The sequence below is a fragment of the Streptomyces spinoverrucosus genome, from assembly GCF_006539505.1.
Lineage (GTDB): Bacteria > Actinomycetota > Actinomycetes > Streptomycetales > Streptomycetaceae > Streptomyces > Streptomyces spinoverrucosus.
In genome coordinates, this window is the sequence record NZ_BJND01000157.1 from 1 (window position 1) to 2,569 (window position 2,569).

At 74.5% G+C, this 2,569-nt stretch carries 1 protein-coding gene; it reads left to right on the forward strand.

The window, feature by feature from the left end; translation table 11 throughout:
- A partial coding sequence (locus SSP24_RS42200; RefSeq protein ID WP_141316533.1) for an acyltransferase domain-containing protein occupies positions 1–2,569 on the forward strand: 2,569 nt, incomplete at both ends.

Genomic DNA, 2,569 nt, shown 5'->3' on the forward strand with positions numbered 1-2,569 from the left:
CGCGGCAGCGTCTTCGAGTCCTCCAAGACCGCGTTCGTCTTTCCCGGGCAGGGCTCCCAGTGGGTGGGCATGGCCGTGGAACTGATGGACGGCTCGCCGGTGTTCGCGGCCCGGATCGCCGAGTGCGCGAAGGCGTTCTCCGCGTACGTCGACTGGTCGCTGGAGGACGTGCTGCGCCAGGCCGAGGGTGCGCCGTCGCTGGACCGCGTGGACGTCGTCCAGCCGGTGCTGTTCGCGGTGATGGTGTCGCTGGCGGAACTCTGGCAGGCCCACGGGGTCCGGCCGGCCGCCGTCGTGGGGCACTCCCAGGGCGAGATCGCCGCCGCGTATGTGGCGGGCATCCTGTCCCTCGACGACGCCGCCCGCGTGGTCACGTTGCGCAGCCAGGCCATCGGCCGGGTCCTGGCGGGCCTCGGCGGCATGGTGTCCGTGGCGCTCCCCGCCGACGAGGTGCGCGAGCGGATCGCCCCTTGGCAGGACCGGATCCAGATCGCCGCGGTCAACGGCCCCGCCTCGGTGGTGGTCTCCGGTGAGGTCGAGCCGCTGCGGAGCCTGCTCGAGGCATGCAAGGCGGACGGCGTACGGGCCCGGAGCATCCAGGTGGACTACGCCTCCCACTCGAAGTTCGTGGAGTTGCTTCAGGAGGAGCTGGCCACGCTGCTCGCGCCGGTCAGCCCGCGCCGGGCGACGGTCCCGTTCTTCTCCACCGTCACGGGCGAGTGGGTCGAGGGCACCGAACTGGACGGCGGCTACTGGTACCGCAATCTGCGGCAGACCGTGGAGCTGGAGAACGCCGTACGCGCCCTTCTGGAGCAGGGGTTCGGCACGTTCATCGAGTCCAGCCCGCACCCCGTCCTCGCGCTCGCGGTGCAGGAGACGGCGGAGGCGGCCGGTCGCGACGCCGCCGCGGTCGGCTCGCTGCGCCGCGACGAGGGCGGCATGGAGCGGTTCCTGCTCTCGCTCGGCGAGGCGCACAGCCGCGGCGTGACCGTCGACTGGCAGGCGGTGTTCGCCGGTGCGCCCGCGCGCCGGGTGGCTCTGCCGACGTACGCCTTCCAGCGCACCCGCCACTGGCTGGAGGCGGCGTCCGCGCCGAGCGACGCCGCCGGTCTCGGACTCGGCTCGACCGACGGCCATCCGCTCCTCGGTGCCGCGGTCGCGGTGGCGGACCGGCGGGCCTTCCTGTTCACGGGCCGGCTCTCCCGCTCGTCGCACCGCTGGCTGGCGGACCACGCCGTGCACGGCTCGGCGCTGCTGCCGGGCACCGGCCTGGTAGAGCTGGCGCTGCGGGCCGGGGAGTACGTGGGGTGCGAGCGGGTCGAGGAACTCACCCTGGCGGCACCGCTGTTGCTCCCCGAGCACGCGGGCGTGCAGCTTCAGGTCGTCGTCGGTAAGGCCGACGAGACGGACCGCCGCAAGCTGGAGATCTACGCGCGGCCCGACGGCGCCGAAGAGGACGCGGACGCGTGGACGCTGCACGCGGAGGGCCTGCTCGCCGCCACGCCCGCCGACGTGCCCCAGGGCCTGCTCGTGTGGCCGCCCGCCGGGGCCGTCGAGGCCGACCTGGACGGCATGTACGAGCGGGTGAGGGAGCTGGGGTACGAGTACGGCCCGGCGTTCCAATGCCTGTGCAGGGCCTGGCGGGGTGAGACCGAGGGCGAGATCTTCGCCGAGGTCGCCCTTCCCGAGGAACTCCAGTCGGACGCCGGTCTGTTCACCCTGCACCCGGCGCTGCTCGACGCGGCGCTGCACAGCCTGCTGCCGGGCGTGGTGGACGAGAACCGGCCGCCGCTGCTGCCGTTCGCCTGGTCCGATGCGACGGTGTACGCCGCTGGGGCGTCGGTCCTTCGGGTACGGCTGTCGCTGACCGGGCCGGAATCCGCGTCGCTCCTCGTCGCCGACGGTGTGGGCGCGCCGGTGGCCTCGATCGGGTCGCTGGCGTTGCGGCCGCTGTCCGAGGACGCGCTGCGCGCGGCGGTGGACGCGCACCGCGACGGGCTGCTACGGGTGGCGTGGACCGGCCTCACGCCCGCGAACTCCCCTGCACGGACGGATACCTGGGCACTGCTGGGTGACGACGGCGGCCTCGGCCTGCCGGTCGACGCCACGCGGTCCTTTTCCGACCTCACCGCTCTCGCCGAGGCGATCGACGCCGGCGCGCCGGTGCCGGACGTGGTGGTGACCGCACCTGAGGTGCCCGAGGACGCGGAGGCGGAGCTGCCCGCCCGCGTCCACGAGGCCACCCTGCGCCATGCCGAACTGGCCCAGGCCTGGCTGGCCGACGAGCGGTTCGCCGCATCCCGGCTCGTCGTCGTCACCCGGGGCGCCGTCGCCACCGCGGACACCGAGCCGGTGCCGGGCCTCGCCCACGCCGCGCTGTGGGGCCTGCTGCGCTCCGCGGAGAGTGAGAACCCCGGCCGCTTCGCGCTGGTCGACCTCGACGGCACGCCGGCCTCCGGCTCCCTCCTGCCCACGGTCGTGGCGTCCGGCGAGACCCAGGCCGCGGTGCGGGGCGACACGGTGCTGGTGCCGCGGCTGGTCCGGGTACGGCGTGCGGCCGACACCGTCA